This is a genomic window from Georgenia sp. TF02-10, from assembly GCF_022759505.1.
GTDB lineage: Bacteria > Actinomycetota > Actinomycetes > Actinomycetales > Actinomycetaceae > TF02-10.
This window is the reverse complement of the sequence record NZ_CP094289.1, coordinates 3,301,621-3,327,530: the sequence shown is the minus strand read 5'-3', so window position 1 is coordinate 3,327,530 and position 25,910 is coordinate 3,301,621. Positions and strand designations below refer to the sequence as shown.

Sequence of the window (25,910 nt, the reverse complement as noted above, 5' to 3'; positions counted from 1 at the left end):
GAGCGTGCCAGCCAGCCGGCCCGCCCCCAGGGCGCGGCGCTGGCGAGGACAACGACGTTCCTTCGAAGGAGTCAGAACATGAGCAGCAGCACCGCCCCCGACGGCAGCACGCCGCCCGGGCCCATCGCCAACAGCACCGCCCCCGCCGGCAGCACGCCGACCGGGCCAGTCGCCACGCTCGCCGAGCGTCGCCGGGTCGTCTTCGCGACGGTGATCGGCACGACGGTGGAGTGGTACGACTTCTTCATCTACGCCTCGGCCGCCGGGCTCGTCTTCGGCCAGGCGTTCTTCGCGCCCCTCGGCGCGAACAGCGTGCTGCTCTCCTTCGCCACGGTGGGCGTCAGCTTCCTGTTCCGGCCGCTGGGTGCCTTCCTGGCCGGCCACCTCGGCGACAAGTACGGCCGCAAGCTGGTGCTGATGGCCACGCTGATCATGATGGGCCTGGCCACCACGCTCATCGGCCTGCTGCCGACCTACGCGACCATCGGCGTCGCCGCGCCGATCCTCCTGGTCCTGCTGCGCATCCTGCAGGGCGTCTCCGCCGGCGGGGAGTGGGGCGGCGCCGTTCTCATGGCCGTCGAGCACGCGCCGCGGGACAAACGCGGCCTGTTCGGCGCGGGGCCGCAGACCGGCGTCCCGCTGGGCCTGCTGCTCGCCTCCGGCGTCATGGCGGTCATGGCGATGATCGCGCCCGGCGACGAGTTCCTCCGGTGGGGCTGGCGCGTGCCGTTCCTGCTCAGCGTCGTCCTGATCCTCGTCGGCTACTACGTCCGCCGGAAGGTGGAGGAGAGCCCGGTCTTCGCCGAGCTCGCCGAGCGCCGGCAGGAGGCCCAGATGCCGATCCTGCGGCTCTTCCGCAGGCACACGGTCCTCGTCCTCGTCGCCGCGCTCGTCTTCGCCGGGAACAACGCAGTGGGCTACATGACCACCGGTGGGTACATCCAGAACTACTCCACCGACCCCGAGGGGCCGCTCGCTCTCGACCGCGGCCCGGTGCTGTGGGCCGTCACCGGCTCCGCCGTCACCTGGCTGCTGTCCACGATCCTCGCCGGCTGGGTCTCCGACCGCCTCGGGCGGCGCGCCACCTACCTGCTCGGCTGGGTCCTCCAGCTCGTCGGCGTGGTGGCCCTGTTCCCGCTGGTGAACACCGGCAGCATCGGCCTGCTGTTCGCCGGGCTCGCGCTCCTCACCGTGGGCCTCGGCTTCACCTACGGCCCGCAGGCGGCGTTCTACACCGAGCTCTTCCCGGCGTCGATCCGGTTCTCCGGCGTGTCGATCTCCTACGCCATCGGCGCGATCGCCGGCGGCGCCTTCGCCCCCACGATCGCGACGGCGCTGGTCAGCGCCACCGGGTCCACCACCTCGGTGACCTGGTACCTCGCCGGGATGACCGTCATCGGGCTGCTCGCCACGCTCGTCCTGCGCGACCGCAGCGGCATCCCGCTCGGCCCGGACCACGAGGCGGAGCAGCAGGTCAGCCCGGTCCGCGGCCTGGCGAAGGTCTGACGGACCGCCGCGGCGATGGCACGGGCAGGCTCGGGCGGGGGCCCGGGGGCGGACCGGTTGTGGACGCGCGAGCTCGCGCTCGCGACCGTGGCCAACGCGCTGGTCATGGCGATCTTCTACCTGCTCATGACCACCATGGCCGTCTACGCCGTCCGGCAGGCCGGCGCCTCGGCGACCGGCGCGGGCCTCGCCTCGAGCGTGTTCATCATCGGCGCGGTCGGCGCCCGGCTCGCGGCCGGGCAGCTCATCGACGCCATCGGCCCGCGGCGGGCGCTCCTGGTGAGCCTCGCGATCGCCGTCGTCCTGTCACTGGCCTACCTGTGGGCGGACGGTCTCGCCGTCCTGCTCGCCGTCCGGTTCGTCCACGGGGCCGCGCACGGCATCGCGCACACCGCGGTGAGCACCCTGGCGCAGCAGGTCATCCCGGCGGCGCGGCGCGGCGAGGGCACCGGGTACTTCACGATCGGCCTGCCGGTCGCCTCCGGGGTCGGGCCGCTGCTCGCCCTGTGGCTCATCGACCGCTGGGACTACGACGCCCTCTTCCTCACCTGTGCCGCCGTGTCCGCGGCGGCCTGGGTGGCGGCCGTCCTCGTGCCGCCCGGCGCCGTCGCCGCCCGCGAGCGCCGCCGTCGGCCCCGGTGGCGCGCGGCGGTGCACCCCGGCGTCGTGCCGCTCGCCACGTTCATGCTGCTCGTCGGCGTGGCCAACGCGGCGCTCATCACCTACGTCCACCCCTACGCCGACGGGCTGGGCATCCCCGCTGCTGCCGGGACGTTCTTCCTCGTCCTCTCGCTCGCCGTCGTGGGCGTCCGGCTCGTCGCCGGCCGGGTCCAGGACCGCTACGGGGACAACGCGGTGATGTACCCGGCCCTCGCGGCGTACGGCGCGGGGATGGTCGTGCTGTCCCAGGCCGGCACGACGGCCGCCCTGGTCGTGGCCGGCGTGCTGGCGGGGGTCGGGTCCGGCACGCTGATGCCCGCCGGGCAGGCCGCGGCGGTGCGGATCGCCGGGGGGCACGTCGGGCTCGCCGTGTCGACCTACTACCTGTTCCTCGACGCCGGCACGGGGCTGGGACCGCTCGCGCTGGGGCTGGTCATCGGTGCCGCCGACTACCCCGTCATGTACCTGGCCGTGGCGGCCCTCGTCGTCGCGTCCGCCGGGTGCTACCACCTCGTGCACGGTCGCCGGGCCGGTGCCGCCGGATGGACCTGATGCCGGGGTGCCGAGCCGAGCGCGCGGCCCGGTCCGTCGACCCGGGGATCACCCGGCAGGCGGCGTGCCGGCGAACCCGGTCCGTTGGCGTAACGCAAGCCTGGTCCGTGGCGTACCGCAATCGTATACGTTTGTCCTGGGGAGGAGAGCGGCGGGTTCGCGAGCAGAACCGCCGGCGCTCGCTGGTCCCTCGACAGTGATGTCCGAGGAGGGAATCACATGCAGCAGTTCCACCACCATGGCTACGTCTCCGGCGACCCGCGGGTCGAGCCCGCGGCCGGGACCGGCCTCGACCGTCCCGCCGAGCTGCCCGAGACGGTCGACGTCCTCATCGTGGGCACCGGGCCGGCCGGGATGATCGCGGCGGCCCAGCTCGCGCAGTTCCCCGAGGTGAGCACCCGCATCATCGAGCGCCGGGACAGCCGGCTCCGGATCGGCCAGGCCGACGGCATCCAGGCGCGCAGCGTGGAGACGTTCCAGGCGTTCGGGTTCGCCGGGCGGATCACCGAGGAGGCGTACCGGATCACCGAGATGTGCTTCTGGCGGCCGGACCCGGACGACCCCTCGCGCATCGTCCGGGGGGAGCGGCCGGTGGACGACCCCACCGGCATCAGCGAGTTCCCGCACCTCATCGTCAACCAGGCCCGCGTCCTGGACTACTTCGCCGAGTTCGCGGCCAGCTCACCAGGGCGGGTCAGGCCGGACTACGGCTACGAGTTCCGCAGCCTGCAGATCACCCAGGGCGCCGAGCACCCGGTCACCGCCCACCTGGTGCGCACCGCCGGGGAGCAGGCCGGGCAGGGGAGGGTCGTCCGGGCGAAGTACGTCCTCGGGGCCGACGGCGCGCACAGCCGGGTCCGCGACGCGATCGGCTGCGTCCCGCGGGGCGACAAGGCGTTCCACGCCTGGGGCGTCATGGACGTCCTGGCCGTCACCGACTTCCCCGACATCCGTCTCAAGTGCGCCATCCAGTCCGGGTCCGGCGGCAACATCCTGCTCATCCCGCGGGAGGGCGGCCACCTCTTCCGCATGTACGTCGACCTCGGGGTTGTCTCGCCGGAGGACAAGGGGGCGATCCGGCGGACGACGATCGACCAGATCATCGCCAAGGCCAACGCGATCCTGCACCCGTACACGCTCGACGTGCGCCACGTCGCCTGGCACAGCGTGTACGAGGTCGGGCACCGGGTCACCGACCGGTTCGACGACATCCCCCTGAGCGAGGTCGGCACGCGCACCCCGCGGGTCTTCATCGCCGGCGACGCCTGCCACACCCACAGCGCCAAGGCCGGCCAGGGCATGAACGTCTCGATGCAGGACGGGTTCAACCTCGGCTGGAAGCTCGGGTACGTGCTGTCCGGCCGCAGCCCGGAGAGCCTGCTGGCGACCTACTCCGCGGAGCGCCAGGTCATCGCCCAGAACCTGATCGACTTCGACCGGGAGTGGTCCACGCTCATGGCCAAGCGGCCGGAGGAGTTCGCCGACCCCGCCGAGCTCGCCGACTTCTACGTCCGCACCCAGGAGTTCCCCGCCGGCTTCATGACCCAGTACCCGCCGTCGATGATCGTGGGGGAGGCGACCCACCAGGGCCTCGCCACCGGGTTCCCGATCGGCAAGCGGTTCAAGTCGGTCCCGGTGGTGCGCGTCTGCGACGCCAACCCGCTCCACCTCGGGCACCAGCACCGGGCCGACGGCCGGTGGCGCGTCTACGCCTTCGCCGACGGCGCCGCGCCCGGGCAGCCGTCCGCGCTGGCCGCGTGGGCGGAGTGGCTGGGCGGCTCGCCGGAGTCCCCGGTCCGCGCGCACACCCCGGCGGGGGCGGAGCGCGACAGCGTCCTGGACGTGAAGGTGGTCTACCAGCAGCGGCACGTCGACATCGACATCACCGCGGTGCCGGAGGTCTTCCTGCCGCGCACCGGGCCGTTCGAGCTCATCAGCTACGACAAGGTCTTCGCCGCGCACCCGGAGGAGGACATCTTCGACCTGCGCGGGATCGACCGGGCCGGGTGCGTCGTCGTGGTCCGCCCCGACCAGTACGTCGCGGCGGTCCTCCCGCTGGACGCCACCGAGGAGCTGGCGGCGTTCTTCCGCCAGCACCTGCTCGTGGCCGACCGCCGGCCGGTGGGCGGGCGCCGGCCGGTGAGCGACGGCCAGCCGGTGACCGGCGGACAGCCGGTGGCCTGACGAGCCGTCCCGCGACGGCGGCTCGGCGGCTGCGTCGTCGTCCCCGGACGACTGGGCCCGGACGAGTAAAGGAGATCCATGAGCCAGGACCACGAGTCCGCGCTGCTGGCGCGCGTGCCCGACCGCCTCTACATCGGCGGGCAGTGGCGCGCCGCCGCGGGCGGACGGACCCTCGACGTCCACGACCCCGCCACCGGCGACGTGGTCAGGACGGTCGCCGATGCCGCGCCCGCCGACGGCCTCGCGGCGCTCGACGCCGCCGCCGAGGCCTTCCCCGCCTGGGCGGCCACGCCGCCGCGCCACCGCGCGGAGATCCTGCGCCGGGCGTTCGACCTCCTGCAGGAGCGCACGGAGGAGCTCGCCCTGCTCATGACGATCGAGATGGGCAAGCCCCTCGCCGAGGCGCGCGGCGAGGTCGCGTACGGCGGAGAGTTCCTCCGCTGGTTCAGCGAGGAGGCCACCCGCATCCACGGCCGGTACGGGCCCAACCCGGAGGGCACCGGCCGGATGGTGGTTTCCCAGCACCCGGTCGGGCCGTGTCTCCTGATCACCCCGTGGAATCTCCCGCTCGCGATGGCGACCCGCAAGATCGCACCCGCCCTCGCCGCGGGCTGCACGGTCGTCATCAAGCCGGCCGAGCTCACCCCCCTGACCACCCTGTACCTCGTCCAGCTCCTCGAGGACGCCGGCGTCCCGGCCGGCGTCGTCAACGCCGTCACGACCTCGACCGCCGGGGAGGTCTGCGAGCCGATCATCCGCGACCCGCGGCTGCGCAAGCTCTCCTTCACCGGCTCGACGGCGGTGGGCCAGCGACTCCTGGAGCAGGCTGCCCGGGGGGTGCTGCGCACCTCCATGGAGCTCGGCGGCAACGCCCCGTTCGTCGTCTTCGACGACGCCGACCTCGACCAGGCGGTCGACGGCGCCGTCGCGGCGAAGTTCCGGAACACCGGGCAGGCCTGCACCGCCGCGAACCGGTTCATCGTGCACCGCGCCGTCGCCGAGGAGTTCGCCCGCCGGGTGACCGAGCGGGTCCAGCGCTTCGCCGTCGGCCGCGGCACCGAGGATGGGGCGATGATCGGCCCGCTGATCGACGCCCGCGCCGTCGCGAAGGCCGCCGCCCTGGTCGGCGACGCCGTCCGGCGCGGCGCGACCGTGCGCACCGGCGGCAGCGCGATCGACCGGCCCGGCACCTTCTACGCCCCGACGGTGCTCGACGACGTGGCCCCGGGCAGCGACCTCCTGCGCGAGGAAATCTTCGGACCGGTGCTCGCGATCGTCCGGTTCGACACCGAGGACGAGGCGGTCCGCCTCGCCAACGACACCGAGTACGGCCTGGTCGCCTACGTCTACACCGCGGACCTGGCCCGTGGGCAGCGGATGATCGAGCGGCTCGAGACGGGGATGATGGGCCTGAACGTCGGCGTGGTCTCCAACGCCGCGGCCCCGTTCGGCGGCTGGAAGATGTCCGGCCTCGGCCGAGAGGGCGGCGCCGAGGGCATCCAGGAGTACCTGCAGACCAAGTACACGCTCACCCCGAGCCCGTTCGTGCCCGGTCCGGCCACGCCCGGCCTGTCCGCGCCTAGCCTGTCCGCGCCGAGCCCGTCCTGACCGGGCCCGCCGCGGCGGCGCGCCGTCGCCCGCCCGGTCGAGCCGGCCCAGCCCACCCCGTCCCACGAAAGGTCAGCGCCACGTCATGAGCACCGTCTCCGAGGTCGTCGCCGCCGCCGTCGCCGCCATCAGCGAGGACGTGTTCGCCCTCATGGGCAACGGCAACGCCTACGTGCTGGACGCCCTGGCGCGCACGCCGGTCCGGGTGACCGCCCTGCGCCACGAGGCCGGCACGGTCGCCTCCGCCGACGCCTACCACCGCGTCTCCGGGCGCCTCGCCGTCGCGACGACGACGTACGGGCCGGGGTTCACCAACGCGATCACCTCCCTCGCCGAGGCCGTCAAGGCGCAGACCCCCCTCGTGCTCGTCGCCGGCGACGCCCCGTCCGCCGGGCGCCGGCCGTGGGACGTGGACCAGCCCGGGCTCGCGGCCGCCGTCGGCGCCCCGACGTTCGTCCTCGACGCTGCCGCGCCCGGCCGCACCACGGTGGAGGCGGCCTCTCACGCGCTGACGCACCGGGTGCCCGTCGTCCTCGCCCTGCCCTACGACCTCGCGACCGCGCCCGCCGAGGACGACGGCGTCCCGGCGCTGCCCGCGCCGCCCGCGTCGCCCGCGCCGGAGCGAGCGGCGCTCGAGGAGGCCGCGCGCCGGCTCGCCGCTGCCGAGCGCCCCCTGGTCCTGGCCGGGCGCGGGGCCAAGGGCGCGGCGGCCGAGCTGCGTCGGCTGGCGGACCGGCTCGGGGCGCTGACGGCCACGAGCGCCCCGGCGCGCGGGCTGTTCGCCGGCCGGCCCTACGACCTGGGCGTGTGCGGCGGGTTCGCCTCCGAGCCGTCCGCCGACCTCATCCGGCAGGCGGACGTCGTCCTCGTCGTCGGGGCCGGGCTCAACCAGTTCACCACCTCGTTCGGGTCCGCCTTCGGCCCGGACGTGCACCTCGTCCAGGTCGACCTCGCCGACCGCGCCACGCACCCACGGGTGGACCGGCACATCCGCGGCGACGCGCGGGTCGCGGCGGCGGAGCTGCTGGCGGCGCTCGACGGCCACCCGACCCCGGCCCAGCCGTGGGGCGGCGCGGCTGCCCGGGCGGGCGAGGGCCCGCTCCAGCACGCCCGGCCCGCGGGCGACGACGTCACGGCCGACGGGCGCCTCGACCCGCGTTCCGTCATGCGCCGCCTGGACGCGCTGCTGCCCGCGGACCGGCTCGTGGTCTCCGACGGGGGGCACTTCATCGGATGGGCCAACACCTACCTCGAGCTGCCAGCGGCAGACTCCATCACCCTCGTCGGCACCGCCTTCCAGGCCATCGGCCTCGGCTTCCCCTCGGCCCCCGGCGTCGCGGTCGCCCGGCCGGACGCGCTGACCGTCGTCGTCACCGGCGACGGCGGCGGGCTCATGGGCATCGCCGACCTCGACACGCTGGTGCGGTCCGCCCGCAGCGCCCTCGTCCTCGTGGTCAACGACGCCGCGTACGGCGCCGAGCTCCACCAGTACGGCTCCCAGGGGCTGGACCGCGAGGTGATGGTCATCGACGAGGTGGACTTCGCGACCGTCGCCCGCGGCCTGGGGGCCTCGGCGGCGACGGTCAGCCGGCTCGAGGACCTGCGGGCCGTGGGGGAGTGGCTCGCTGCCGGGGCGCAGGGTACGTTCCTCGCCGACCTGCGGGTGTCGCCGACCGTCGTCGCGCCGTACATCCGGGAGATTGTCGAGCGCACGCTCGTCCGCCGGTAGGGGCGAGCCGGTTGAGCGGGCGCTGGCCGTACCCTGACCCCGACCGTGGGTGGGCGGCCAGGGCCACCCAAGCGCGTGCGCGACGCCCGGAGGCCTGGGGGCCGTGCACGTACCCGCCTCCCCGCCCGATCAGGCCACGACCGATTAGCACGAAGAGGACGCTCGAGACTAGTCTGGCGGAATGTCGTTTCAGGTCGAGGTCGAGCGGATCGTTGCTCAGGTCAGCGACATTTGCCCTTTCGACGAGATCGAACGGAGGCATCGCGACGACGCGCTCAGCTGGTTGACGTCGACAGATGACGTGTTCCGCCGGGTCCCGCCTCGCACGCCGCCCAAGCATGTCGTGTCCTACTTCCTGCTGCATGATCCCGCCGATGGTTCGGTCCTGCTGGTCGATCACCGGAAATCTGGGTTGTGGCTGCCGACCGGTGGCCACGTGGACCCCGGCGAGGACCCCGTCCAGACCGTCAAGCGTGAGGCACGTGAAGAACTAGGGATCGACGCCGTCTTTGCAGCAGAACCGGTCGCACCGAGGTTCGTCACCGTGACCGAGACGACAGGACCCGCCGAGCACCGCCACACTGACGTGAGTCTCTGGTTCCTCCTCGTTGGCTCCCGATCGCAGCCGCTGGTCCCGGATATGAGGGAGTTTTCTGCCGTTCGCTGGTGGACGCCGACCGAGATTCGCTCGGCCGACCCGGCTCGCTTCGAGCCGCACATTCACCGGTTCCTCACCAAGGTCGTTCAAGGGGAGCCGTCATACGCCGCCGAATGACGTCCTGGGCCGCCAGGTACTGACCCACGGGTCATGACTGCCACTGTGGCGGCCGTCTGAGTCGCCCCGCACTTTCGAAACGCTCGATGCGGTGACGGTGATATCGCCGCGGCGGCTGCAGCGCAGGTCCTGGTCGGGCCACCGTTCATGCCCGCGGCCACTCCACTGGTACGCGACCTGATCGCTGCGCAGCCCCAGCACCTCTGATCCGACGCGAGCGGTCACCTCCGGTCGGGTCCGGGCCCGGGGCCCGGTTGCCGGACCACACCAACCCCTGCGCGAAGCCACCCCGTTGGTCCCGCTTGTCGCGGGCGAGGGCCAGAAGTTCTTCCACGGACACGCCCTGCCGAGCGGCCGCTGCGAAGCACACCTCGACGACGTCGGCCAGCTCCTCGACCTCACGCGAGTCGGCGTACTCCTCGACCTCCTCGACGAGCTTGGCGAGGAGCAGGCCGTCGATCTCGGCGTCACCTGCGGTCCTGATGACCGGCACCGCGCCATCGGCTCGGATAATCTCCGGGATTCTGTCGCGGACGAGCTTGCCGCCGTCCGGCTCGGTCATGCCCATGAGGTGCCTCCGTCCTGTCGACGCTGCCGGCCGACAACGTAGCGCGCGACCTCGATGTGGGCGGGCCCACACGAGACGTAGTCGGGCTCGTGCCGGAGGAGCTCGACCAACGCAGTCGGCTCGGCCACCTGCTCTCCACAGAACCCGATGGGGATGCCCGGGACGGCTTGCCTGGCCTCGCGGACACAGATGTCGACTAGCCGGCGGACGGCCGGGTCGTGCCCCGTCGGGGTCAGCGCGGACTCCATGCATCTCGTCATCGTCGTCGCAGGAATCGCATGGTTCCTGTCTGTCTTCATGATCGCCGGACGAGCTGATTGATCGCGGATAGAAGATCGCCTGCAGCATTCCTGGGCTGGGGGCTGCCGGTCCAGATCGCATGCAAGGAACGTGTCATCCGCAAGTCGCTGATGGCTACTGATCGGAGTCGTCCAGCTCGAAGATCGTCCGCGACCGCGAGGGAGCTGAGTGCGCCGGGGGCGTCGCCTGCTGCGATCGTGCTACGCACTCCCAGCGTTGTCGACAGCTCCGCGACCGGAACGGCGGACAAGGGAGCATCGGCCCGTGCGAGTACCGCCTCCAGCGCGGCACGCGTACCGCTGCCCTCTTCCCTCAGCACCAGCGGAGTAGCCGCGAGCTCGGCTTTGGACACATTCCTCCGCCGCGCCCAAGGGTGCGTCGGAGGGACCACCACGACAATCTCATCCTCTCCTACCGGCAGCGACCGCACGTCGTCGGGAACGGTCGGCGTTTCGATGAACCCGAGCTGAGCTTCGCCCGTGCGCACCAACCTGATGACCTCGCTGCTGTTCGCCGCCACGAGCTGCACGAGCGGTGTGTCCTGCTGCTGAGCTCGACGCCACCGTGCGATCCACTCCGGCAAGAGGTGTTCAGCGATCGTGAGGCTCGCCGCAATGCGCATCGTCTTTGCGCGGTCGGTCCGGAGGGATTCGACGGCACTCGAGAACCCATCGGCGGTCCTCAGCAGCGCCGTCGCCCACCCCACGACCAGTTCCCCGGCCGGAGTCAACCGGGAACCGCGCGCCGAACGCACCAGCAACCGCACGCCCAGCTGTCGCTCCAAGCCCCGGATGCGCAACGAGACCGCCTGCTGACTCACCCCCAGCCGTGCGCCCGCCGCCGAGATGCTGCTCTCCTCGGCCACGAGCGTCAGCGCACGCAGCGCATCCAGATCCGGTTCGTCGCCCATACCCCTCCAGCCACCAGGTCACAAGCATAGCTTGTAACGTGCGCGTGATCTGCCTCTACCCGCGGCTGACGCCCCGAGAAACGATGAAGGCATGACTCGCACGCAGCATCACAACAGTCATCGGCTCGCCCGGGCACGTTCCCTGACTCCGGGGCTCGCGCTGTGCCTCGTCGCCGCCGGAGTGTCCTCTGCGCTCAGCATGCTGCTGCCGGGAGCCAGCCCGCTGATCATCGCGATCATCCTCGGCGTTCTTCTGGCCAACCTCGCGCGGATACCCGTGCTCGCCTCGCCCGGCATCGACTTCTCCGCGAAGAAGCTCCTGCGGGCCGGGATCGTCCTCCTCGGCCTCCAGCTCGTGCTCACCGACATCGTGGCGCTCGGCGTTCCGATGCTCATCGTCGTCGTGTGCATCGTCACCGGCGGCATCTTCGGCACGGTCCTCTTGGGTTGGATGCTGCGCGTCCCGCGGGGGCTCACACTCCTCATAGCGTGCGGGTTCTCCATCTGCGGAGCGGCAGCCGTCGCAGGAGCAGCCGGAGTGACCGATCCCGACGACGAAGCCGAAGAGGACACGATCACCGCGGTCGCGCTCGTCGTGATCTTCGGGACGCTGATGATCCCGCTCATCCCGCTCGCCGCGCAGCTGTTCGGAGTCGGATCCGAGGCCGCCGGGACATGGGCCGGTGGATCCATCCACGAGATCGCACAGGTCGTCGCGGCCGGCGGCGTCATCGGTGGCGGGGCGCTCACCATCGCGGTCGTCGTCAAGCTCGCCCGCGTCCTGATGCTGGCTCCTGTCCTCGCCGCGCTCAGCATCCGGCAGCGCCGCACCCGCATATCGTCCGAATCCGACCAGCAGCCGTCACGCGCGAAACTGCCGCCCGTCGTCCCGCCGTTCGTCATCGGCTTCCTCGCCATGGTGCTCCTACGATCATTTCTTCCCCTGCCAGAAGCCGTGCTGACGACAGGCGGAGTGCTGCAAACCGGGCTGCTCGCCGCAGCCATGTTCGGGCTCGGCTGCGGCGTCAAGTTCCGAACCATCATCAAAGTAGGACTAAAGCCCTTCATCCTCGCCGGGCTGTCCACCACCCTGGTCGCCACCATTGCAGGCATCGGCACCATCCTCGCCATCTGAAAACTAGCAAGCGTAGTGAACCACGCGGAGCAAAGGGCTCCCGCCTCAGTGCAGTAGAGTCTGAATAAATGAAGATATTATTCCGGGCCGGTAGGGAAACGCATTTTCTTCGATGGCTGATGGTTCGGTGCTGTTGGTCGACCACCGCAAAGCAGGGTTGTGGCTGCCCACTGGTGGGCACGTGGACCCCGGCGCGGACCCCGTCCAGACGGTCAGGCGGGAGGTGCGTGAAGAACTAGGGATTGATGCCGTTTTTGCGGCAGAACCGGTCGCACCGAGCTTCGTCACCGTGACCGAGACGACCGAACGTGCCGAGTACCGCCACACCGACGTGAGTCTCTGGTTCCTCCTCGTCGGCTCCGGATCGCAGCCGCTGGTCCCGGACATGAGGGAGTTTGCCGCCGTCCGCTGGTGGACGCCGGCCGAGGTCCGCTCGGCCGACCCGGCTCGCTTCGAGCCGCACATCCGCCGATTCCTCGCCAAGGTGGCTCAGCGGGAGCCGGCGCACGCCACCGATTGACGTCTGTGGGTCACCACGTCGGTGAAGCGCAGCCGTCCGTGGCTATGAGCATGTGCGTCAATGCCGATCCCCACCGTGCTGCATAGCGAACGCTCGAAGCTCGGGGAGCCAGGCCGCGTTCTTTGTCGTACCCGCTAACCAGATGTATCCGATCAGCAAGAGGATGCGTTCTCCACTCCTGAGGTCCAGGACGAGAGGCGCGCCGAGCCGCTTGAAGGCACCGAACGACGGGAACCCACCACGGGCACCACCTGCCGCGACTCTGCCGTACTCGGGAAGAAACTCGAGCGAGACGCTGAGGATGTCGCCCGGGTTGAACGACCTCCACGTCCCGAGCTGCAAGGTTCCGTCCGCCAGCTCGATGTCGCCACTCCGCGGGAAGAGCAACCGCTGATCGATGATGGCCGCTAGTCGCCGCAGAGAAGTCGTCCTCCGAAGTTCGTCTACGGTGGTAGCGCTAAAGGTGTCGTGCATCATGTCCGGTTGTCCGGCTGTCCGGCAGCTCTGTCGGGAGCACTGCTCTCACGTCCTTGTAAAGATCGAGTCGTTACCGAGGTGCGAGCCACCCTACGCGGCTCGTGACCATCGAGGGGGGCAGTTGAGCCTCGAACTGCGGCCAGATCACGACCACGGCGCTCTAGGCGTCGTGCCGGTCGACCGACAGCAGAGCGTCCGGCTAGAACGGCACCCCGCAGGTGAGGATGGCGTTCGCGTACGGGCTTGCCTCGCCGGTGCGGACGAACAGCGCCGCGTGCGCGGACTCCTCCTTGAGCTCCTGGTGGGTGAGCCAGCGTGGCTCGCCGAAGTGCCCGAGCAGCAGGTCACGTGCCGCCGGGTTGTTCTCGGCCGTCTCCCGCGCCACGGCCGCGGACTCCACGACGATCTCCGTGGCCAGCGCGTCCACGACCTCGGCGAAGCTGGGCACCCCGAAGGTGAGCGCGAGGTCGACGACGGGCACACCCGCCGGGCGGGGCAGCCCGCAGTCGGCGACGACGACCGTGTCGGTGTGCCCGAGGCGGGCGAGATGTCCGCTGAGGGCGTCGTTGAGGATCCCGCGGCGCTTCATCGCCGTACCTCCACGATCTCGTCCCGGGTCGGGAAGGACGCCTGCGCGCCGCGCCGGGTGACCGCGACGGCGGCAACGGCGGTCGCGAGCTCGACCGCCTCGGCGAGCGAGGCGCCGTCGGCGAGACGCATGGCGAGCGCCCCGACGAAGCCGTCCCCGGCGCCGGTGGTGTCCACCGCGGCCACCCGGAGCGCCGGCACGGTGAGGGTCACCGGTCCGCCGTCGGGTCCGCGCTCCGCGACCACCGACCCGGCCGGCCCCAGGGTGAGCACCACAGAGCGGGGGCCGAGCCCGAGCAGGCGGGCGGCGAGTGCCTCGGGCACGACGGCTAAAGCGGCGTCGTCGGCGGCGCCCAGGAGGAACCGCGCCTCGGACTCGTTGACGACCAGCGGGTCCGCCGTCGCCAGGACCCCCGCGGGCAGCTCGGCCGCCGGCGCCGCGTTGAGCACCACCCGGCCCCGCGCACGGGTGGCGACGAGCGCCACGGACGCGATCGGGATCTCCAGCTGCAGGACGACGACGGGGGCCTCGGACCACAGGGGCCGGACCTCCTCGAGCAGCGCCGGGGTCACCCGGCGGTTGGCCCCGGGGGAGACGATGATCGAGTTCTCCCCGTCGGGGGTCACCATGATCGTCGCCGTGCCGGTGGGGGCGTCGACCACCCTGAGCGCGCCGAGGTCCACACCGGCCGAGGCGAGCGAGTCGCGAAGGAGCCGGCCGTGGTCGTCGTCGCCGACGCAGCCCACGAAGGCGACGTCGGCGCCGAGCCTGCCGGCGGCGACCGCCTGGTTGGCGCCCTTGCCGCCCGGGGTGATGACGACGTCGGAGCCGAGGATCGTCTCGCCCGGCGCGGGCCGGTGGTCGATGTCGAGGACGAGGTCGGCGTTGGCCGAACCGACGACGACCACCTGGTGGGTCTGCATGCGTGCTCCGTGTGACGAGTAGGTGCGCGGGCGACGGGGCTGGAGGATCCCGACGATCCGGCCGTCAGGATCCTCCAGCCGAGCGGTGCGCCGGCGCCTGTGGTGCTGAGCGGACGGTCAGACGTCGCCCTGGCGCACGGCGACGACGGGCACGGAGATCGTCTCCTCCACGTCCTCGCCGTCGAGCAGGTCGAGCGCAGCCTCGACCGCGGCGCGGCCGAGATCCTCGGGCTGCTGCGCGATCGTGGCGAACATCGTGCCGGCTTCGACGGCGGCCTGGCCGTCCTCGGTGGCGTCGAAGCCGACGACGAAGACGTCCTGGCCGGCGCGGTCACCGAGCGCCTGGACGGCGCCCAGGGCCATCTCGTCGTTCTCGGCGAAGATGCCGACGACGTCGGGGTTGGCCTGGAGGAGGTTGGTCGCGACGTCGAGCCCCTGGGCGCGGTCGAAGTCCGCCGGCTGCTTCGCGACGACCTCGATGTTCGGGTAATCGGCGATGCCCTCGTCGAAGCCCTGCCCGCGCTCGCGGGAGGCGGAGGTGCCGGCCACGCCCTGCAGGACGATGACCTGGCCCTCCTCGCCGATCGCCTCGGCGAGCGCCTGGGCGGCGAGGCGGCCGCCCTCGACGTTGTCGGAGGCGACGAGGGTGCTCACCTCGGCACCATTGACGGCGCGGTCGACGGCGATGACCGGCACGTCCGACTGGACCAGCGGCGCAACGATCGGGCCCGCCGCGTCCGAGTCGACCGGGTTGATGAGGACGGCGTCGAGCTGCTGGGTCTGGAAGTTCGCGACCTGGTCCGCCTGCTGGGTAGCGTCGTCACGGCCGTCGGTGACGATGAGCTCTACGCCGGCCTCGTCGGCTGCGTCCTGGGCGCCGTCGCGCAGAGAGACGAAGAATGGGTTGTTCAGCGTGGAGACGGCCAGGCCGAGGCTGTAGTCGTCGCCCCCGCCTCCGCCTCCGGGGGACTCGTTACTGCTGCCTGGGTCGTCGCTGCCGCATGCCGAGAGGGCGAGGGTGCCCGCAGCCAGGAGTGCGGCGAGGCTGATGACGGGCTTCTTCATCGGAACCCCTTCCTTTCTGATGGGGCCGGAGTGTCCGGTCCGCGTCGGTTGGTTCGTGCTGGTCGTTGTCGTTGTCGTGGTCGTGGTCGTGGTCGGTGGTCGAGGTACGTGCGGCCTCACGGTGCAGCCGTCCGGCATGCCTCCTCGGTGCCTGCCCCAGTGGTCGGCCCGCCGGTCAGGAGCGCTTCCGGCGCAGCGTGTCGGTGAGGACCGCCAGCGCGATCACCCCGCCGATGACGACCTGCTGCCAGAAGGAGGAGACGTTGAGCAGGTTCAGCCCGTTGCGGATGACGGCGAGCACGAGCGCACCGACGAAGGTGCCGAACGCGCGGCCGGAACCGCCTGCGAGGCTGGCGCCGCCGATGACGACGGCAGCGATCGCGTCGAGCTCGTAGCCCGCGGCGGCCTGCGGCTGCCCGGAGGCAAGTCGCCCAGCGAGGACGAGGCCGGCGACCGCGGAGTAGAGGCCGGCCAGGGAGTAGATGACGAGCTGCTGGTTGCCCACGTTGATGCCGGACAGCCGTGCAGCCTCCTCGTTGCCCCCGATCGCGTACATCGCCCGGCCGGAGTAGGTGCGGTTGAGGACGAACCAGGCGAGCACGCCGAAGACGATCATCACCAGTACTGGTACCGGCAGCCAGCCGCCGATGGTGCGACCGAGCCAGGCGACAGGCTCCGGCTGGGCGATCGGGACGCCGTCGGACAGGACGAGGGCAAGCCCGCGGGCCACGGACAGCATCGCGAGCGTCGCGATGAAGGCGGGCAGCTTGCCGTAGGCGACGAGCGCGCCGGAGACGAAGCCGCACGCGATGCCGGTGACGACGCCCAGGAGGATCGCGACGGCCGGGCTCAGCCCGCTCGTCGTCGCCGTGTAGGCGGTGACGATCGAGGAGAGCGCCGCGACGGAGCCGACCGAGAGGTCAATGCCCCCGGACACGATGACGAACGTCTGCCCGAAGGCGAGGATCGCGACGACGGCGGCCTGGACACCGATGTTGAGCAGGTTCTGGGTGCTGAGGAACACCGGGCTCAGCACCGCCATGATCACGGCGAGCACGACCAGCGCGACGAAGGCGCCGTTCTGCCCGAGCAGCGTCTTCGCGCGGGCGCCCAGTGGTTCGGCACGGCGCGGGCGGGCGACGGTGTCAGCGGACACGGGAGGACTCCACTTCCTTGACGGCCAGGGCCATGACGGTGTCCTGGGTGGCTTCTTCTCGGGGGAGCTCGCCGACGAGGCGGCCCTGGGCCATGACGAGGACGCGGTCGCACATACCGAGCACCTCGGGCAGCTCCGAGGAGACGAGCAGCACGCCGCGGCCGGCGGCGGTGAGGGCGTTGATGAGCTCGTAGATCTCCACCTTGGCGCCGACGTCGATGCCGCGGGTGGGCTCGTCGAGGAGCAGCACGGCGGGGTCGGCGGCGAGCCACTTGCCCATGACGACCTTCTGCTGGTTGCCGCCGGAGAGGTTCTTGACGGTCGCCTGCGCAGAGGGCGTTCGGATGCCGAGGTCGCTCACGCTTCGTCGCGCGCGGTCACGCAGGTGGCCACGATCGACGACGCCGGCCTTCGTGGCGGCGGGCAGGATCGCCAGGCCGAGGTTGTCCTCGACGCTCGCGCCGAGCACGAGCCCTTGCGCCTTGCGGTCCTCCGGCACCAGCCCGAGGCCCGTGCGGATCGCGGCGTGAACGTCGTGGCGCGGCAGCGTGCGGCCCTGGACGGTGACGGTGCCCGACTGGTACGGGTCCGCGCCGAAGATGGCGCGGAGCAGCTCGGTACGTCCGGCGCCGACGAGCCCGGCGACGCCGACTACCTCGCCGGCGTGGACCGTGAGGGAGACGTCCTCGAACTTCCCGGGGCTGGTCAAGCCCTCGACCCGCAAGAGCTCGGCGCCGACGGGGCTGGGGCGGCGGGGGAACTGCGCGCCGATGGAGCGGCCCACCATGAGCCGCACGAGCTCCTCGGTGTCGGTGCGCGCCGGGACGGTGGTGACCGACCTCCCGTCGCGCAGGACCGTCACCCGGTCACCGATCCGCTGGATCTCTTCGAGGTGGTGGGAGATGAAGATCATCCCCACGCCCTTCTCGCGCAGGTCTTCCATCAGGCCGAGCAGGCGGTCAACCTCGGCGTCGGTGAGGGCTGCGGTCGGCTCGTCGAGGATGAGGACGCGGGCGTCCAGGCTGAGCGCCTTGGCGATCTCGACGAGCTGCTGGCGGGCAACCCCGAGCGTGGAGACGGGGCGGTGCAGGTCCACGTCGAGACCGACCAGCTCCAGGGCCGAACGGGCTCGGCGGTCCATCGCCTTGCGGTCGATGATCCCGAAGCGGCGCGGCTGGCGGCCGAGCGAGACGTTCTCGGCGACCGAGAGCTGCGGGACGAGGTTGAACTCCTGGTAGATGGTGGCGATGCCGTGCACCTCGGCCTGCGCAGCCGTCGTGATGGTCACGGGCCTGCCGTCGACGAAGATCTGCCCCTCGTCCGGGTGGTAGACCCCGGTGAGGCACTTGATCAAGGTGGACTTGCCGGCCCCGTTCTCGCCGAGGAGGACGTGCACCTCGCCGGCGCGCAGGTCGAAGGAGATGCCGTCGAGCGCGACGACGCCGGGGAACCTCTTGACGAGGCCCTCGACCCGGAGCAGCTCGGGTCCGGGGGAGGGGGTGGTCATGGCTTCCTCCTGGGGTTGGTGGACTCGCGCAGGACGAGGCGGCAGCGCAGGCCAGGCGTCGCAGCCGGAGGCTCCTCGCCCCTGATGCGCGCGAGGAGCGTGCGCGTGGCCTGCTCACCGAGGTGCACCGTCGGCTGCGCGATGGCCGTGACGCTCGGCGCGAGCAAGGTGAACCAGGGGGTGTCGTCGAAGACGGCGAGGGCGAGCTCGTCGGGGATGGCCGGTGGGGTGCCGCGCCGACGCCCGAGCACCTCGAGCACGCCGAGCCCCATGGAGCCGTTGGTGACGAAGACAGCGTCCGGGCGGTCAGGATCGGCGAGGAGGTGCTCCATGGCGGCGTAGCCGCTCGTGGAACGGAAGTCGCCGTGGAGCACCCGGCGCTCCGGCAGGTCGAGGCCGTGCTTGGCGAGGGCCTGACGGAAGACCTCGAGGCGCAGCCGGGCGGTGCCGGCGTGCACCGGGCCCGTGATGATGGCCGGGTCGCGTCGCCCGGTGGTGACGAGGTGGTCGACGAGCTCTCCGATGGCCTCGGTGGCGTCGGCGAGGATCGTCGGTGCGTCCACGTCGTCGGCCGGCCGGTCCACGAGCACCAGGTGGTGGTCGTTCGCCGCCGCCTCGCGGAGCAGGGGGGAGGTCTCGACGGTCGGCACGACGATGAGGCCGTCGACCTGCCGCTCGAGGAGGATCCGGATGTAGTGGTCCTGCTGGCCCGGGTCCTCGTCCGCGTTGCCGACGATGACGGAGTAGCCGGCCGCCCGCGCAGTGTCCTCGACGGCGCGGGCGAGCTCGGTGAAGAAGGGGTTGAGCAGGTCCGAGACGACGAGGCCGACTGTCCGGGTGCCGGTGCTGCGCAGGGAGCGGGCGACCGCGTTCGGGCGGAAGCTCAGGGCCTCGGCGGCGGCGAGCACCCGCTCGCGCATGGTCGGGGAGGCGGGGTGCCCGGTGAGGACGCGGGAGACCGAGGCGGTCGAGACGCCGGCCGCCTTCGCAACGTCCTTGATCGTCGCCATCCAGTCCTCGCTGACTTGTCCTGCCCGAGCGTCACGACCCCTTAGCTGGGTAGCTCGAAGCGGCCGCCGATCGTCATGTAATCGTTCTTATGAGATCGATTACATGAGTATGGCCGGGGCCTACGGTGAAGGTCAAGCGGACCACCGAGCGTGGTGGTGCCCCCCGTTCGTCAGGGGTGAGTCTTACCGCCGGCCAGCGGCAGCGAACGCGGCAGGCACCATTCACGAGCACCCATATGCCGCCTCGGCTGCCTCGTTCCGGTGGTGACGCCGCCGGGCGACCGCCGTGGAGCCCGCCCCCCGCTGGTAGTCTCGCCCGCGTCGCAACTGGCGCCACAGGTGGGTCACCACCGGGGAGCGGCATCCGGACCGACTCGAGGTCGCCCGCCTGGGCCGAGGGTCACGACCTGCAGTGCGCACGCACCGGGTGCGTGACCGACCAGTGGAGGAACGATGACCCAGCCCAGCACCACCACCGTCGCCGACCAGCCCCTCGCCGAGCTCGACCCGGAGATCGCCGCCGTCCTCGACGGCGAGCTGACCCGCCAGCGCGAGACGCTGGAGATGATCGCCAGCGAGAACTTCGTCCCGCGCGCCGTCCTGCAGGCCCAGGGCTCGGTGCTGACCAACAAGTACGCCGAGGGCTACCCCGGACGGCGCTACTACGGCGGCTGCGAGCAGGTGGACATCGCCGAGAACCTCGCCATCGAACGGGCCACCGCCCTCTTCGGCGCCGAGTACGCCAACGTCCAGCCGCACTCCGGCGCCCAGGCCAACGCCGCCGTCCTGCACGCCCTGGCCACGCCGGGGGAGACCATCCTTGGCCTGTCCCTGGCGCACGGCGGGCACCTGACCCACGGCATGAAGATCAACTTCTCCGGCAAGCTCTACGACGTCGCCGCCTACGGGGTGGACGAGCGCAGCCACCGGATCGAGATGGAGACGGTGCGGGCCAAGGCGCTGGAGGCGCGGCCCAAGGTCATCATCGCCGGCTGGTCGGCCTACCCCCGCCAGCTCGACTTCGCCGCCTTCCGGCAGATCGCCGACGAGGTCGGCGCCTACCTGTGGACCGACATGGCGCACTTCGCCGGCCTGGTCGCCGCCGGGCTGCACCCGAGCCCGGTGCCGCACTCCGACGTCGTCTCCTCCACCGTCCACAAGACCCTCGGCGGGCCCCGCTCCGGCTTCCTCCTCGCCCGGGACAAGGCCGCCGTCGGCAAGAAGCTCGACTCCGCCGTCTTCCCCGGCCAGCAGGGCGGCCCGCTCATGCACGTCATCGCCGCCAAGGCCGTGGCCTTCAAGATCGCCGCCGGCGAGGAGTTCGCCGACCGTCAGCGCCGCACCGTCGAGGGCGCCCGGATCATCGCCGAGCGGCTCACCGCCCCCGACGTCCGCGGAGCCGGGGTCGCCCTGGTCACCGGCGGCACCGACGTCCACCTCGTCCTGGTGGACCTGCGTGACTCCGCCCTGGACGGCCAGCAGGCCGAGGACCTCCTGCACGACGCCGGCATCACCGTCAACCGCAACGCCGTCCCGTTCGACCCCCGCCCGCCGCGGGTGACCTCCGGCCTGCGGATCGGTACCCCGGCGCTGGCTACCCGCGGGTTCGGCGCCGCGGAGTTCGCCGAGGTCGCCGACATCATCGCCACCACCCTGGTCCAGGGCGCCGGGACCGACGTCGAGGCCCAGCGCGCCCGGGTCCGGCGGCTGACCGACGCCTTCCCGCTGTACCCGGGCCTGCAGCAGTGACCGCCCGGGTCCTGGACGGCCGGGCCACCGCGGCCACCATCAAGGCCGAGCTCACCCAGCGGGTCCAGGCCCTCGCCGACCGCGGGGTGCGGCCGGGCCTGGGCACCGTGCTGGTCGGGGAGGACCCGGGGTCGCGGGCCTACGTCGCCGGCAAGCACCGGGACTGCGCCGAGGTCGGTATCGCCTCCCTGCGGGTGGACCTGCCCGCCTCGGCCTCCCAGGACGACGTCGAGGCGGCGGTCGCCCGGCTCAACGCCGACCAGGCCTGCACCGGGTACATCGTCCAGCTGCCGCTGCCGCCGGGGGTCGACGTCGGCGCGGTGCTCGAGCTGATCGACCCGGCCAAGGACGCCGACGGGCTGCACCCGACCAACCTCGGCCGGCTGGTGCTGCGGCTGAGCGAGCCGATCACCTCCCCGCTGCCGTGCACCCCCCGGGCGGTGCTGGAGCTGGTGGCCCGGCACGGCATCGACCTGGCCGGCGCCGACGTGTGCGTCGTCGGCCGCGGGACCACCGTGGGCCGCAGCATCGGGCTGCTGCTCACCCGCAAGGACGTCAACGCCACCGTCACCCTCACCCACACCGGCACCACCGACCTCGCCGCCCACGTGCGGGCCGCCGACGTCGTCATCGCCGCGGCCGGCCAGCCGGGCATCATCACCGCGGACATGGTCAAGCCCGGCGCCGTCGTCCTGGACGTGGGGATGTCGCGGATCGTGGACCCGGCCACCGGGAAGGCCCAGCTGCGGGGGGACGTGGCCGACGGCGTGGACCAGGTCGCGTCCTGGCTGTCACCCACGCCGGGCGGGGTCGGGCCGATGACCCGGGCGATGCTGCTGGCCAACGTGGTGGAGGCGGCGGAGCGGGCGGCCGGCTGAGCCGAGGACTGGGCCGGGGCCGGGACAGTCCGGCCGGGGTCGACGCCGGGACGGGTCGGGGCCGGGCGGAGAGGTTGGGGCGACGGCGGCCGCGCCGTCGGTCAGCCGCGGCGCCCCGCGCCCCGGAACGGCAGGCGGACCTCCGGCCGGAGCGGCCCCGCCCGGCGCCCGCGGAGCGCGCTGACCAGGACCCCGCTGCCGTACGCGGCGTCCTCGACGAGCCGGAGCAGGGCGTAGCGGGGCGGGTCGACCGCCGGGCGGGCGGTGACCAGCTCCAGGACCAGCGGCGCCAGCATGCTGACGGCCGCGGCGGCGGCCACCCGCGACCGGCCGGCCAGCAGCAGGGCGGCCCAGCCCACCGGCCACCACTCCCGGCGCAGCGCGTGCCCGACCGCGAGGGCGTCCGCGGCGAACCCCTTGGCGACGATCGCCGCCGCCATGCCCGGCCGGCCGCCCGCCCGGCGCAGCCGCGTCCCGAGCAGCGCGGCGGCGGTGCCGGCGACGACGGCGGCGGGCGCCGGCCGGCCGGCCAGCAGGAGCGCGGCGGCGGCGAGGTTCCAGGCGGAGACCCGCACCGGCACCAGCCGGCCCGGGTGGCGCCGGTCGAGGTCGGCGGCCGAGGTGCCGTACTCGTAGCGGCGCCGGGCCCAGGCGAGGGGGCGGAGCCGGGCCTCGTGCTCGACCCGCACGCTCGGGTCGTACCGGACGTGCCACCCGGCGTCGACCAGCCGCCACACCAGGTCCACGTCCTCGCCCACCCGCAGCGCGGCCGCGAAGGCGCCGCCGGCCAGGGCGTCGCGGCGGACCACGAGCGCTGCCGAGGGCAGGAAGCCGAGCATGGCGCCGTGCCGGACGAGCGCGGGGTGACGCCCCATGTCCAGGGAGGACCGGGCGTCCTCGTGCCGGCCGAGGACGGAGCTGCCGGCGTGCCGCGGGCGCACCCGCGGCGCGACGGCGCCGACCCGGGGGTCGTCGAAGTGGGGGAGCAGCCCGTCGAGCCAGCCCGGCTCGGCGGTGCAGTCGGAGTCGAGGAAGGCGACCACCGGGGCGTCGGTGTGCGCCAGGCCGGTGTTCCGGGCGGCGCCCGGCCCCTGGTTGACGGGGTGGCGGACCAGCCGTGCCCCGTACCGCTCGGCGAGCCGGCGGACGCCGTCGGCGTCGTGGGAGGCGTCGTCGACGACGAGGACGTCCAGGCCGCCGAGCCCGCGCAGGCAGGCCTCGAGCAGGTCGAGGCGGTCGTGGGCGGGGATGACGACGGTGACCTCCGGCCCGGCCGGCCGGGGCGCGACGACGGGGTGGACGATGCCCCGGTCGAGCAGGAGGTCGGCCGCCCGGCGCTCGAGGGGGCCCGCGGGCACGAGGCCCGCCGGGCCGGCGTCGCGGACGCGGCGGGCGAAGCGCTGCGCCGGCGGGGTGAGCCGGACGACGCCCCAGGGCGCCCCGCCGAGCACGAACTCCCCGCCCTGCCGGAGCCGGGCGCGCCGGTCCCAGGCGACCCGGGTGCCCGCGGGCAGCGTGCCGCTCGGCGCCCGTAGGCCCCGCCGCGCCGTCGTCCCGGTCTGCTCCGCCACCGGCAAACGATGCCTCCGTTCTGCTGTCACTGCCGCTGCTCGCCCACGGCGCCGGCCGTCCATCGGCCGCCGTCGCCCGCCGCCGCATCACCTCGCGCCCGCCGGCCGCCATCGCCTGCCGGCCGCCGTCGCCCGCCGGCCGCCGTCGCCCACTGGCCGCCTGCCGACGCCACCTGCCGCCACCCACCGGCCGCCCGCTGCCCGGGCACCGCACGCGCGGTGCCCGGGCGCGGACGCCCAGCCGGGACGCTCAGAAGTGCTGCATGCCCTTGTCGACGCTCAGTTGCTCGGCGGTGATGTTGCGGGCCGCGTCCGAGGCCAGGAAGGCGACCGCGTCGGCGATGGCGTCCGCCTCCATCCAGTTGGGCTCGATGAACGTCTGGCCCATCTGGTCCAGCTTCGGGTTCCGCTGGGAAGCCCGGGCCATCGCCGCCATCATCGCGTCGCCCGTCATGCCGGTCGCGACCGCCCCGGGGTGGACGGAGTTGACCCGGATGTTGTGTACTCCCAGCTCGGCCGCGAAGGCGCGGGTGAGCCCGACGACGGCGTGCTTGGACGCCGTGTAGTGGACCATGAACGGCTGCATCTTCTTCCCGGCGTAGGAGCTCGTCAGGATGATCGAGCCGCCGTTGCCGGCGCTCACCAGGTGCGGGGCGGTGGCCATGACGGTGTTCCAGACGCCGAAGGTGTTCACCTCGAGGGTGTTGCGGAAGTCCTCCTCGGTGATCTCGTCCCACGAGGCGGGCTGGCAGATGCCGGCGTTGGCGACCACGATGTCGAGCCGGCCGAGCTCGGCGATGCCCTGCTCGACGACCTCCTTCAGCCGGGCGAGGTCACGCACGTCGCCCTGCGCGGTGACGACCCGGCGGTCCTGCGCCTCCACGAGGCGCGCGGTCTCCGCGAGGTCCTCGGGCGTGGCCGAGTCGTACACGACCGAGGGGAGGGGGCCGGCGAGGTCGAGGGCGATGATGTCCGCCCCCTCGCTGGCCATCTTGACGGCGTGCGCGCGGCCCTGGCCGCGGGCCGCTCCGGTGATGAAGGCGACCTTGCCCTCGAGGCTGTTGCCCATGGTGCTTCCTCTCGCTCTCATTCGGTGGGGCACATCTCTTGCGCCCCGGTCAATGGGTGGGGCGCGTCTCCTGCGCCCCGGTCGGTGGGTGGGTACATCTGCTGCGCCCCGTCAGTGGGACGGGTGCATCTCCTGTGCGCCGAGCGACGGTGCGCCGTACAGGTGGCCCTCGGGGGTGCCGAGGGTGCGGGCGAAGCCGGGCGGGATGAGCAGGTCCGCGGGCGAGAGGTCGTGCACCGACCTCTTGCCGAGCCCGAGCATCGCGGCGCTGAGGCCGTCGCGCATGATGTCCAGGACGTTCTCGACGCCGGCCTGGCCGTTGGCGCCGACACCCCACAGGTAGGCGCGCCCGATGAGGACGGCGCGGGCCCCGAGGGCGAGCGCCTTGGCGACGTCGGACCCGCGGCGGATGCCGCCGTCCATCAGCACCTCGACCTCGTGCCCGACGGCGTCGGCGATCGCGGGGAGCAGCCGGATGGTGCCGGGCGTGCCGTCGAGGTTGTTGCCGCCGTGGTTGGACACCGAGATGGCGGTGGCGCCGGTCTGGACGGCGGCCTTGGCGTCGTCGACCCGGGTGATCCCCTTGACCATGAAGGGCCCGCCCCACTCCCGCCGCAGCCAGGCGACGTCGTCCCAGGTGGGCTGGGGGGTCTGCATCCACTCCCCGTAGGCCTGGAAGAACCCCGGGGCCGGCTGGCCGGGCAGCTGCATGTTCGGCACGGTGAGCTCCGGCGGCCGCAGGGTCTTGGCGTAGTCCATCAGGTAGGCGAACTTGCCGCCGAGGATGATCTCGGGGGCGAACTTGACGATCGTCTTCAGGTCCATCGTCTGGGGGATCTCCGGGCTGCCCCAGTCGCGCCCGTACCCGAAGGTCCAGTCCAGCGTGACGATCAGGCCCTTCGCCCCGGCCGCCCGGGCCCGCTCGATGCGGTGCAGCATCGCGTCCTTGGTGCCGGTCCAGTAGGTCTGGAAGAAGGTCTTGGGGTTGGCGGCGATCACCTCCTCGATGGGCTTGGAGCCGAAGCCGCCGAGCCCCATCGCCGCGCCGCGGTTGTTGGCGGCGCGGGCGACGGCGACCTCCCCGTCGGGGTGGATGGCCTGGACCCCGGTGGGCGAGATCATCACCGGGAAGGCGACCTCCTGGCCCATGATCGTCGTCGAGAGGTCGCGGTCGGCCGGCAGGTTGGTCACGAACGGGGCGAAGCCGAGCTCGGCGAAGGCGCCGATGTTGTCGCGCAGGGTGCTCCCGCGCTCGGAGCCGGCGACGAGGGCCATGTAGACGGAGCTCGGCAGGCGGCGCTTGGCGCGGCGCCGCGCCTCGATGACGCTCTCGAACCACGGGTTGGCCATGGATGGTGTCCTCTTCTGGTCAGGGCGCGGACGTCGCGCCGTGCGTGTGCCCGGCGGCGGAGCGCAGCCGGGGCAGGTCGGCTAGTGGGGTCAGGGGCCAAGTGGCAATTGTCAGGGGG

Annotated in this window: 23 protein-coding genes and 1 pseudogene; 11 read left to right on the top strand and 13 right to left on the bottom strand. The window is 72.6% G+C overall.

The genetic code is table 11. From position 1 onward, the window contains the following. The first annotated feature begins 78 nt into the window (after positions 1–78). From MF406_RS15115 to MF406_RS15090, 7 genes and pseudogenes are all read left to right on the top strand, one after another. A complete protein-coding gene (locus MF406_RS15115) occupies positions 79–1,506 on the top strand; it encodes an MFS transporter (protein ID WP_242895363.1) in 1,428 nt (475 codons plus the stop codon). A gap of 15 nt (positions 1,507–1,521) precedes the next feature. Then, positions 1,522–2,718, top strand: coding sequence for an MFS transporter (locus tag MF406_RS15110; RefSeq protein ID WP_242895361.1), 1,197 nt, complete (start codon positions 1,522–1,524; stop codon positions 2,716–2,718). Between the two features lie 219 nt (positions 2,719–2,937). After that, the gene (locus MF406_RS15105) at positions 2,938–4,902 is read left to right on the top strand and encodes an FAD-binding monooxygenase (RefSeq protein ID WP_242895355.1); all 1,965 of its coding nucleotides are present in this window, start codon (positions 2,938–2,940) and stop codon (positions 4,900–4,902) included. A gap of 78 nt (positions 4,903–4,980) precedes the next feature. After that, positions 4,981–6,510 carry an NAD-dependent succinate-semialdehyde dehydrogenase gene (locus tag MF406_RS15100; RefSeq protein WP_242895354.1) on the top strand — a complete coding sequence of 510 codons (1,530 nt, stop codon included), beginning with the start codon at positions 4,981–4,983 and terminating at the stop codon, positions 6,508–6,510. Between the two features lie 85 nt (positions 6,511–6,595). Then, a pseudogene (locus MF406_RS19155) lies at positions 6,596–6,898 on the top strand (thiamine pyrophosphate-binding protein); the annotation flags it as partial. Between the two features lie 291 nt (positions 6,899–7,189). After that, positions 7,190–8,239: a thiamine pyrophosphate-dependent enzyme gene (locus MF406_RS19150; protein ID WP_371744672.1), complete on the top strand. Its 1,050-nt coding sequence runs from the start codon at positions 7,190–7,192 to the stop codon at positions 8,237–8,239. Between the two features lie 181 nt (positions 8,240–8,420). Continuing rightward, entirely contained in the window at positions 8,421–9,014 is a 594-nt protein-coding gene (locus MF406_RS15090; protein WP_242895351.1) for an NUDIX hydrolase, read from the top strand. A gap of 145 nt (positions 9,015–9,159) precedes the next feature. Here MF406_RS15090 and MF406_RS15085 read toward each other — a convergent pair whose 3' ends face one another. Genes MF406_RS15085 through MF406_RS15080 form a run of 3 tightly spaced genes read right to left on the bottom strand, consistent with a single transcriptional unit; the run spans position 9,160 to position 10,792 of the window. Further along, a complete protein-coding gene (locus MF406_RS15085) occupies positions 9,160–9,582 on the bottom strand; it encodes a nucleoside triphosphate pyrophosphohydrolase (RefSeq protein ID WP_242895349.1) in 423 nt (140 codons plus the stop codon). Then, positions 9,573–9,830, bottom strand: a complete 258-nt coding sequence (locus tag MF406_RS19145; protein ID WP_371744671.1) for a putative PEP-binding protein — start codon at positions 9,828–9,830, stop codon at positions 9,573–9,575. Before MF406_RS19145 ends, MF406_RS15085 begins: the two co-directional genes overlap by 10 nt. 47 nt (positions 9,831–9,877) lie before the next feature. Then, positions 9,878–10,792, bottom strand: a complete 915-nt coding sequence (locus MF406_RS15080; protein WP_242895347.1) for a LysR family transcriptional regulator — start codon at positions 10,790–10,792, stop codon at positions 9,878–9,880. A gap of 91 nt (positions 10,793–10,883) precedes the next feature. Here MF406_RS15080 and MF406_RS15075 point away from each other — a divergent pair, with 91 nt between their 5' ends. Together MF406_RS15075 and MF406_RS15070 are read left to right on the top strand one after the other, a co-directional pair. Continuing rightward, positions 10,884–11,927 (top strand): YeiH family protein, encoded by a 1,044-nt coding sequence (locus MF406_RS15075; RefSeq protein ID WP_242895345.1) that lies wholly within the window; start codon positions 10,884–10,886, stop codon positions 11,925–11,927. A gap of 127 nt (positions 11,928–12,054) precedes the next feature. Further along, a complete protein-coding gene (locus MF406_RS15070; RefSeq protein WP_242895344.1) occupies positions 12,055–12,447 on the top strand; it encodes an NUDIX domain-containing protein in 393 nt (130 codons plus the stop codon). A 57-nt stretch (positions 12,448–12,504) separates the two neighbouring features. Here MF406_RS15070 and MF406_RS15065 read toward each other — a convergent pair whose 3' ends face one another. The 7 genes from MF406_RS15065 to MF406_RS15035 form a co-directional block, all read right to left on the bottom strand. After that, positions 12,505–12,924, bottom strand: a complete 420-nt coding sequence (locus MF406_RS15065; protein ID WP_242895342.1) for a hypothetical protein — start codon at positions 12,922–12,924, stop codon at positions 12,505–12,507. A gap of 199 nt (positions 12,925–13,123) precedes the next feature. Next, positions 13,124–13,513 carry a D-ribose pyranase gene (gene rbsD / locus MF406_RS15060; protein ID WP_242895340.1) on the bottom strand — a complete coding sequence of 130 codons (390 nt, stop codon included), beginning with the start codon at positions 13,511–13,513 and terminating at the stop codon, positions 13,124–13,126. Continuing rightward, complete coding sequence (locus MF406_RS15055) at positions 13,510–14,436, bottom strand: ribokinase (protein WP_242895338.1); 927 nt, start codon at positions 14,434–14,436, stop codon at positions 13,510–13,512. Before MF406_RS15055 ends, rbsD begins: the two co-directional genes overlap by 4 nt. A 117-nt stretch (positions 14,437–14,553) precedes the next feature. Continuing rightward, positions 14,554–15,501 (bottom strand): D-ribose ABC transporter substrate-binding protein, encoded by a 948-nt coding sequence (locus tag MF406_RS15050; RefSeq protein ID WP_242895336.1) that lies wholly within the window; start codon positions 15,499–15,501, stop codon positions 14,554–14,556. A 175-nt stretch (positions 15,502–15,676) separates the two neighbouring features. Continuing rightward, the gene (locus tag MF406_RS15045; RefSeq protein WP_305852967.1) at positions 15,677–16,657 is read right to left on the bottom strand and encodes an ABC transporter permease; all 981 of its coding nucleotides are present in this window, start codon (positions 16,655–16,657) and stop codon (positions 15,677–15,679) included. Further along, a complete protein-coding gene (locus MF406_RS15040) occupies positions 16,647–18,164 on the bottom strand; it encodes a sugar ABC transporter ATP-binding protein (RefSeq protein WP_242895334.1) in 1,518 nt (505 codons plus the stop codon). Before MF406_RS15040 ends, MF406_RS15045 begins: the two co-directional genes overlap by 11 nt. Then, the gene (locus tag MF406_RS15035) at positions 18,161–19,174 is read right to left on the bottom strand and encodes a LacI family DNA-binding transcriptional regulator (protein WP_242895332.1); all 1,014 of its coding nucleotides are present in this window, start codon (positions 19,172–19,174) and stop codon (positions 18,161–18,163) included. The genes MF406_RS15040 and MF406_RS15035 overlap by 4 nt, the downstream gene beginning before the upstream one ends. 453 nt (positions 19,175–19,627) lie before the next feature. Between MF406_RS15035 and glyA the strand changes: the two genes are divergently transcribed. After that, on the top strand, positions 19,628–20,923 hold the full coding sequence (gene glyA / locus MF406_RS15030; protein ID WP_242895330.1) for a serine hydroxymethyltransferase: 1,296 nt from the start codon (positions 19,628–19,630) through the stop codon (positions 20,921–20,923). After that, positions 20,920–21,801, top strand: coding sequence for a bifunctional methylenetetrahydrofolate dehydrogenase/methenyltetrahydrofolate cyclohydrolase (locus MF406_RS15025; protein ID WP_242895328.1), 882 nt, complete (start codon positions 20,920–20,922; stop codon positions 21,799–21,801). The genes glyA and MF406_RS15025 overlap by 4 nt, the downstream gene beginning before the upstream one ends. A 101-nt stretch (positions 21,802–21,902) precedes the next feature. Here MF406_RS15025 and mftF read toward each other — a convergent pair whose 3' ends face one another. From mftF to mftD, 3 genes are all read right to left on the bottom strand, one after another. After that, positions 21,903–23,372, bottom strand: a complete 1,470-nt coding sequence (mftF, locus tag MF406_RS15020; protein ID WP_242895326.1) for a mycofactocin biosynthesis glycosyltransferase MftF — start codon at positions 23,370–23,372, stop codon at positions 21,903–21,905. 250 nt (positions 23,373–23,622) lie between these two features. After that, positions 23,623–24,441 (bottom strand): mycofactocin-coupled SDR family oxidoreductase, encoded by an 819-nt coding sequence (locus MF406_RS15015; RefSeq protein ID WP_242895324.1) that lies wholly within the window; start codon positions 24,439–24,441, stop codon positions 23,623–23,625. Between the two features lie 111 nt (positions 24,442–24,552). Further along, the gene (gene mftD / locus MF406_RS15010; RefSeq protein WP_242895323.1) at positions 24,553–25,791 is read right to left on the bottom strand and encodes a pre-mycofactocin synthase MftD; all 1,239 of its coding nucleotides are present in this window, start codon (positions 25,789–25,791) and stop codon (positions 24,553–24,555) included. Positions 25,792–25,910 lie beyond the last annotated feature (119 nt).

Bases quoted from the DNA above. Each gene is read 5' to 3' on its own strand.
- MF406_RS15115 (WP_242895363.1), top strand. From the start codon at position 79: ATGAGCAGCAGCACCGCCCCCGACGGCAGCACGCCGCCCGGGCCCATC.
- MF406_RS15110 (WP_242895361.1), top strand. From the start codon at position 1,522: ATGGCACGGGCAGGCTCGGGCGGGGGCCCGGGGGCGGACCGGTTGTGG.
- MF406_RS15105 (WP_242895355.1), top strand. From the start codon at position 2,938: ATGCAGCAGTTCCACCACCATGGCTACGTCTCCGGCGACCCGCGGGTC.
- MF406_RS15100 (WP_242895354.1), top strand. From the start codon at position 4,981: ATGAGCCAGGACCACGAGTCCGCGCTGCTGGCGCGCGTGCCCGACCGC.
- MF406_RS15090 (WP_242895351.1), top strand. From the start codon at position 8,421: ATGTCGTTTCAGGTCGAGGTCGAGCGGATCGTTGCTCAGGTCAGCGAC.
- MF406_RS15085 (WP_242895349.1), bottom strand. From the start codon at position 9,582: ATGGGCATGACCGAGCCGGACGGCGGCAAGCTCGTCCGCGACAGAATC.
- MF406_RS19145 (WP_371744671.1), bottom strand. From the start codon at position 9,830: ATGGAGTCCGCGCTGACCCCGACGGGGCACGACCCGGCCGTCCGCCGG.
- MF406_RS15080 (WP_242895347.1), bottom strand. From the start codon at position 10,792: ATGGGCGACGAACCGGATCTGGATGCGCTGCGTGCGCTGACGCTCGTG.
- MF406_RS15075 (WP_242895345.1), top strand. From the start codon at position 10,884: ATGACTCGCACGCAGCATCACAACAGTCATCGGCTCGCCCGGGCACGT.
- MF406_RS15065 (WP_242895342.1), bottom strand. From the start codon at position 12,924: ATGATGCACGACACCTTTAGCGCTACCACCGTAGACGAACTTCGGAGG.
- rbsD (WP_242895340.1), bottom strand. From the start codon at position 13,513: ATGAAGCGCCGCGGGATCCTCAACGACGCCCTCAGCGGACATCTCGCC.
- MF406_RS15055 (WP_242895338.1), bottom strand. From the start codon at position 14,436: ATGCAGACCCACCAGGTGGTCGTCGTCGGTTCGGCCAACGCCGACCTC.
- MF406_RS15050 (WP_242895336.1), bottom strand. From the start codon at position 15,501: ATGAAGAAGCCCGTCATCAGCCTCGCCGCACTCCTGGCTGCGGGCACC.
- MF406_RS15040 (WP_242895334.1), bottom strand. From the start codon at position 18,164: ATGACCACCCCCTCCCCCGGACCCGAGCTGCTCCGGGTCGAGGGCCTC.
- MF406_RS15035 (WP_242895332.1), bottom strand. From the start codon at position 19,174: ATGGCGACGATCAAGGACGTTGCGAAGGCGGCCGGCGTCTCGACCGCC.
- glyA (WP_242895330.1), top strand. From the start codon at position 19,628: ATGACCCAGCCCAGCACCACCACCGTCGCCGACCAGCCCCTCGCCGAG.
- MF406_RS15015 (WP_242895324.1), bottom strand. From the start codon at position 24,441: ATGGGCAACAGCCTCGAGGGCAAGGTCGCCTTCATCACCGGAGCGGCC.
- mftD (WP_242895323.1), bottom strand. From the start codon at position 25,791: ATGGCCAACCCGTGGTTCGAGAGCGTCATCGAGGCGCGGCGCCGCGCC.